General features: G+C 64.6%; 10 protein-coding genes and 1 pseudogene. 2 read left to right on the top strand and 9 right to left on the bottom strand.

The window, feature by feature from the left end; genetic code table 11:
* Positions 1 to 546: 546 nt before the first annotated feature.
* The 4 genes from ACOJVU_RS06840 to ACOJVU_RS06825 all read right to left on the bottom strand — a co-directional run bounded on the left by ACOJVU_RS06840 (position 547) and on the right by ACOJVU_RS06825 (position 1663).
* Positions 547 to 900 carry a type II toxin-antitoxin system PemK/MazF family toxin gene (locus tag ACOJVU_RS06840; protein WP_421529084.1) on the bottom strand — a complete coding sequence of 118 codons (354 nt, stop codon included), beginning with the start codon at positions 898 to 900 and terminating at the stop codon, positions 547 to 549.
* Complete coding sequence (locus ACOJVU_RS06835; protein ID WP_421529083.1) at positions 888 to 1013, bottom strand: hypothetical protein; 126 nt, start codon at positions 1011 to 1013, stop codon at positions 888 to 890. The genes ACOJVU_RS06840 and ACOJVU_RS06835 overlap by 13 nt, the downstream gene beginning before the upstream one ends.
* Positions 1014 to 1034: 21 nt before the next feature.
* Positions 1035 to 1331 carry a VapC toxin family PIN domain ribonuclease gene (locus ACOJVU_RS06830; RefSeq protein ID WP_421529082.1) on the bottom strand — a complete coding sequence of 99 codons (297 nt, stop codon included), beginning with the start codon at positions 1329 to 1331 and terminating at the stop codon, positions 1035 to 1037.
* A 116-nt stretch (positions 1332 to 1447) separates the two neighbouring features.
* Positions 1448 to 1663, bottom strand: coding sequence for a FitA-like ribbon-helix-helix domain-containing protein (locus ACOJVU_RS06825; RefSeq protein ID WP_421529085.1), 216 nt, complete (start codon positions 1661 to 1663; stop codon positions 1448 to 1450).
* A 136-nt stretch (positions 1664 to 1799) separates the two neighbouring features.
* Between ACOJVU_RS06825 and ACOJVU_RS06820 the strand changes: the two genes are divergently transcribed.
* Together ACOJVU_RS06820 and ACOJVU_RS06815 are read left to right on the top strand one after the other, a co-directional pair.
* Complete coding sequence (locus ACOJVU_RS06820; protein WP_421529081.1) at positions 1800 to 2027, top strand: ribbon-helix-helix protein, CopG family; 228 nt, start codon at positions 1800 to 1802, stop codon at positions 2025 to 2027.
* The gene (locus ACOJVU_RS06815) at positions 2024 to 2326 is read left to right on the top strand and encodes a toxin (RefSeq protein WP_421529080.1); all 303 of its coding nucleotides are present in this window, start codon (positions 2024 to 2026) and stop codon (positions 2324 to 2326) included. Before ACOJVU_RS06820 ends, ACOJVU_RS06815 begins: the two co-directional genes overlap by 4 nt.
* Positions 2327 to 2388: 62 nt before the next feature.
* Here the strand turns inward: ACOJVU_RS06815 and ACOJVU_RS06810 are convergent.
* The 5 genes and pseudogenes from ACOJVU_RS06810 to ACOJVU_RS06790 all read right to left on the bottom strand — a co-directional run.
* Positions 2389 to 2493: pseudogene (locus tag ACOJVU_RS06810) on the bottom strand (antitoxin); the annotation flags it as partial.
* Between the two features lie 609 nt (positions 2494 to 3102).
* The gene (locus ACOJVU_RS06805) at positions 3103 to 3306 is read right to left on the bottom strand and encodes a hypothetical protein (RefSeq protein ID WP_421529079.1); all 204 of its coding nucleotides are present in this window, start codon (positions 3304 to 3306) and stop codon (positions 3103 to 3105) included.
* 356 nt (positions 3307 to 3662) lie between these two features.
* Positions 3663 to 4004, bottom strand: coding sequence for a type II toxin-antitoxin system PemK/MazF family toxin (locus ACOJVU_RS06800; RefSeq protein ID WP_421529078.1), 342 nt, complete (start codon positions 4002 to 4004; stop codon positions 3663 to 3665).
* Positions 4005 to 4470: 466 nt separating this feature from the next.
* Positions 4471 to 4818, bottom strand: coding sequence for a type II toxin-antitoxin system PemK/MazF family toxin (locus tag ACOJVU_RS06795; protein ID WP_421529077.1), 348 nt, complete (start codon positions 4816 to 4818; stop codon positions 4471 to 4473).
* Positions 4811 to 5047, bottom strand: a complete 237-nt coding sequence (locus ACOJVU_RS06790) for an antitoxin (RefSeq protein ID WP_421529076.1) — start codon at positions 5045 to 5047, stop codon at positions 4811 to 4813. Before ACOJVU_RS06790 ends, ACOJVU_RS06795 begins: the two co-directional genes overlap by 8 nt.
* Between the last annotated feature and the right edge of the window lie 131 nt (positions 5048 to 5178).

Here is a 5178-nt window from a genome sequence, read left to right as displayed (position 1 = left end):
CGCCAGACCGGTGTCCGATGAACTCGGGAGTTTCTGACCGGTCGGGGCCGCCACGCGTTTCCGGACCGTCGATACCGCGCACCGACGCACCCCGGGGAATCGGTTCACTTCCCCTCCTTTTCCTGGCGCGATACAGCAGCCGGAGCACCGTAGACCCAACCACAGTTGGCCGGGATCGTAGCGCGAGCCGCTATCTGGTCGGAGCCGAATGGCAAACTATTCATCAACCGGCCAGGCAAGTAAAAGCGACGAATGCCTCTGTCGGCTCAGCAATCGATCCGCCGAGCCATGACCGCGACACGATCGTGCGCCGCGCCCCGACTGATGCGGGCCGCACGATCAAGTCCCGCCACGAAGGCGAGCAAATCTTGACGTGAGCGCCGCGGACATCGGTGACGGCGCGGCCGTTGATCCGACCAGCGCGTCGTAGGTTGCGCCGCCGATGACATTGTGCGCGGCGAGATCGCCGATCACGTCACGATTCGACCGCGCGTCCAGGGTGAGAGAGTCCACGGACGTAACGTCTGCCGGCTACGCCTGAACGAATCAGACGATGAGCATCCCCGCCAGAACGTGCCGCACGTCGCTCAGTTCGGTGGCCGAGAGTTGGACGTCCGCCGCGTGGCGGCGAAACCGCTCGACGGACACCGTGCGGATCTGCTCAGTAATAATCCAACCGCCACCGGAGCCCACACGGACCCGGTGCAACCAACCCACGCGTTCCACGCTGGTGAGCGGCAGCACCCAGATCCACTGCCCCATCGTCAAATCCAGGTGGAATCGGGATGACACCACCAGAGCCGGCCGGTCCTTCCCCTGTCCGCGCCCACGCACCGGATCGAAGTCGACAAACCACACCTGCCCCGACGCGATGCGTGGCGGGCACCTCACTCCACCCACTCATCGGTGATGGGCGCGTCGGCACCCGCCAATTCGTCGGCTTCGGCGACAAAGTCCGCCCAACCTGGGGCGCCACTCTCCCGGTAGCGGCGGACCAAAAACCCCAGAGTCACCGAAACTCGACGGGCTCAGCCTCAGCGGTCACTCCACGGGTCCAGGCATCGAACACCGAGAGGTTCACAGTGTCGGATGTTGCGGGTCACGACAATCTTGCCAGCGGCTTGGGCGATGGCCGCGATCAGCGCATCGTCATACGCGGCGTGCTCTGGCACGCGGTAGGTGGCCAGGATACGAGCGGCGGGCAGATCAAAGGACAGCGTCCGGCAGGCGAAGATGCGCAGCACCTTCTCGTCGAACCAGCGCCGCAGGTGCTCACCCTGGGCTGGGTCGGTGCGTTCCTTCGCGATCACGCCACGCTCAATGTCGGCCAACGATATCGCCGCCAAGAACTGCTCGCAGACCTCTACCGAGTCCGCCCACTCCGCCACAGCGGGGTGGCGTCCCGGCACCCGCAAAGCGGACACCACGTTGGTGGCCAGGACATAGGTCACAGTTCTGGGGTCCAGGCGGTCAGGCCGAGACGTTCTGGCTCGAAGTCGATGTCATCTCCGGTGCCGGCGGCCAGCAGTACCGACATGGGGACATCGTCACCCGGCAATCCCGCCGTCAGGATCGCGCGGGCCTCGGCCTCCACGGAGTCATGATGACGTGCAGCCCGCACCCGCAACGCTGCCTTGGTTCCCTCGGGAAGGTTGCGGATCACGATCTGCTCCATCAACGCAAAAGATATCGCTGAACTGATATCAAATCGCGACGGTCATCGCGGATCCAGACCGCCAACCCTTTCGTCCTCACCGTCTAGTACGACTGATTATCCTACTCGAAGTAGGATAATCGACATGACGAAAGACAAGGTTGCGGTGACGATCGACCACGCTGTACTGGCGGCGGCCGACGCGGATGCTCAGGCGGCCGGGCTGAATCGTTCGGAGATGATCGAATGCGCCCTGCGCCACGAGCATCTCCGAATCTCGCTGCAGAACTACGCCACACGCACCGTGCCAACGCTGGATATCGACGCCTACGCGGAAAAGGTCTATCAAGCCAACCGGGCCACCGGCCTGTGATCGCCCCCGGCGACATCACGCCACGCCGCGACACCGACCAGGAACTCTACGTAGTCGTGCTGTCCCACGCGATTCACCTCGCAGCCGCCACCGGCCGGATCATCACCTGCCCCTTCATTCCCGGTGAAATCCCCAGCGGCACAATGGCTCTGATAGCCACGGTGCAGCAACCCACCGGAGTTGTCCTGCCGGAGCTTGTTCAGTGGTTTCCTCGCGCGGCGCTCGACGAACCCATCGGCAACATCGGCGGCCCCGCACTTGCCGAGGCGACCGCAACCCTCACCGCCCTCGTTTCCTGAGAAACTCACCAGCGCGTCGTAGGTTGCGCCGCCGGCGACATTGTGCGCGGCGAGATAGCTGATCAAGTCACGATGCGACCGCGCTCCGGCGTCTCGCGGACGATGTCGTCGGTCAGCGGGGGCAGCACGCGGTCCGGCCGCGCAACCAGGACCGAACCTTCCCGAACCCGACAGCGTCTCATCAGGCCATGCGTTCGTGGACCGGTGGCGAGATGACGACTCGTCGATCGCATAGATGAGAATGCTGAGATCGAGCAGCCTCATTTACGGAGCGCGAGCTTACGCAATATCTGCGTATCGCGGACTTCACCCGCCACGGCGCAGCACTGCTTCCGCAAACTCCCAGCGGGCCCGGTTCCGCCGCGGCAGCTCGTCGAGATAGATCGACCCCGGCCACCGATCGTGCGTGCACATCCAACCCGACGCTCGTACGCTGATACTTCACTGGGGCCTCCCACATCTTGTGGCTCTACCGGCTAGGACCCGTTTCCTGTCGGCAACCCACGTTCACATGTGAGCGACGCCTCAGTCCCCCATACCGTCTAGCGAGACCTGCACAACGGCACCGAAAAAGCGCCGGATGGCGCGAAGCTCATCTGGGGACTCGTCTGAACACACAGGGAGCATCAACTACGAATTCACACTGGCAGTGGACCGCGACCCCACCGGGCTGGCCGACATGCTCTTCGACATCGCTGTAGGCGATCTGGTGCCCAAAGGCGGCACGGGCGGCAACGTCGCACCCGCGCGTGCGTTGCAATGGACGGCGCCCGCCGCTAATCACCCTCGAGGACGTTATCAACATCGTCTTCGGTGACGTCTTCGATGTGGAGGTGGTCAAGAATCTTTCCGAGGCGAAGTTCGGACTTGATGCTTGCGCGGCGCAGGTGATACAGGGTGTCACCATAGCCGCCTTCGATGTCGGCCAATCTTGCTTCCAGGGCTGCGATGCGACGTTCCAATGTTTGAATCGATGCCACGCGAGTTAGTCCCTTCACGAGTTGGTGCCGGTTTTGTGGTCGGCTCGTTGTGCTGGTCGGGCCGCAGTAGTTCAGCGGAGTCGACGTAGCGTGATATTTCTGCGGCTTGCTTCGATCGCACTGCGGCGGGGCCGCGCAAGCCCGACGGCGACGGCTGCGGCGAGTTCCGCTGGTGGAACTGCGCGGTTTGCTCGGGCGCTGCCCCAGCCGAAGGAACCCACCATCGGTCAGCACGTGTCAACCATAGACGGCACACCGCTCATATAGAGGTTTGCGGCCCGACCCGGCCCGCGGGTTCCATGGGCCCGTCGAGCACCGCGGAGCAAAAAATCCGCGCGCAAGTAAACCTCGATGCGTCAGACGATGAGCATCTGCGCCAGAACGTGCCGCACGTCGCTCAGTTCGGTGGCCGAGAGTTGGATGTCCGCCGCGTGGCGGCGAAACCGCTCGACGGACACAGTGCGGATCTGCTCAGCAATGACCCAACCGCCACCAGTGCCGACGTTGACCCTGTGCAACCAACCCACGCGCTCCACGCTGGTCAGCGGCAGCACCCAGATCCACTGCCCCATCGTCAAATCCAGGTGGAATCGCGATGACACCAGCGCCGGCCGGTCCTTCCCCTGTCCGCGCCCACGCACCGGATCGAAGTCGACAAACCACACCTGCCCCGGCTCGATGCGCGGCAGGCGCCTCACTCCACCCACTCATCGGTGATCGGCGCGTCGGCACTCGTCAATTCGTCGGCTTCGGCGACAAAGTCCGCCCAACCTGGGGCGTCACTCTCCCGGTAGCGGCGGACCGCGGCGATGGCGGCCGCCTGCCAATGCTCGCGATCAGGCGACGGATCGTCTCATCGGCCGACGCGCCACCATGATGCTGCCGAAGGGCAGGCTGCGGTAATCCAGGCGGAACACCAAGGGCACGAACAGGTTCCGATCCGCCACAGGCTTCCCACCAATCGAATCCCTCGCCTACCGAACAGGCCCAGATTGGATGCCCTTGATATGGCGAAGCACAAGGTTTCGGCGACGATCGACCAAGCGGTACTCGCGGCGGCCGATGCGGACGCCCGGCCGGCCGGATCATCATCTGCCCCTTCACTCCGGTGAAATAGCCCCCGCAGGCCGGCCCGTTCTCGGCACGCAGATCACGCGACGAGCGTCAGTTCTCAACGCCCAGAATCATGGCGAGGGCGCGTTCGACTTCGCGCATCGTGACAGGTGCGAGCGTTCCCAACTTTTCCAGCAGGCGGGTACGGGCGACAGCGCGCACGCCGCGGCAGACAGCGACACTCGGGCTGTCTACGCCTTCGTCCGGTGAGACGGTCGGCCGCAACGGGGTCGATGAGCGTGAACTCGACACCGGTACCACGACAACGAGTTCGTCATCGACCCCGGCGAGTATCTCATCAACGGAAACGATGACGGCCGGGCGGTGTTTGCCGGGCTCACCGGCGCGCGCGGCTCCAAGTGCCACCAGCCAAACGTCGCCTCGTCGCGGTTCAGGCAAGGCCGTCAGCGACGGAGTCGTCCCAGTCGCGGTCCTCCTCGCGTACTTCGGCGGCGGTCGACTCGGCGCGCGTGGCGTCGCGTTCGGCGCGGAAGCTGGCCTCGCGCTGGGCACGCGAGGCGAGCTCCGAGAGAAGAGCGGCAATGGAGATGCCGCGTTCGCGGGCCTGGGCTGCCAGTCGGTCGCGAGTCTGGACCGGCACCCTGATCGTTGTGGTAGGTGTAGCCATCTACATAGCTTACTTGTGTCGCCATAAACGGGCGCTAACTCGCCTTGGCGGGATCGACGCCGGCCACACACACCTGCCCCCACTCGATGAGCGGCCGCCGGTGAGCGGCGCGTCAGCACCCGTCGCCCCTT

The organism is Mycobacterium sp. THU-M104, assembly GCF_049197365.1.
Classification (GTDB): domain Bacteria; phylum Actinomycetota; class Actinomycetes; order Mycobacteriales; family Mycobacteriaceae; genus Mycobacterium.
Note: the sequence above shows the minus strand (reverse complement) of the source record. Positions and strands in the feature narration are given on the sequence as shown.

Coding starts and splice junctions, on each gene's coding strand:
- ACOJVU_RS06790 (WP_421529076.1), bottom strand. CDS start 5,047: ATGGCTACACCTACCACAACGATCAGGGTGCCGGTCCAGACTCGCGAC.
- ACOJVU_RS06820 (WP_421529081.1), top strand. CDS start 1,800: ATGACGAAAGACAAGGTTGCGGTGACGATCGACCACGCTGTACTGGCG.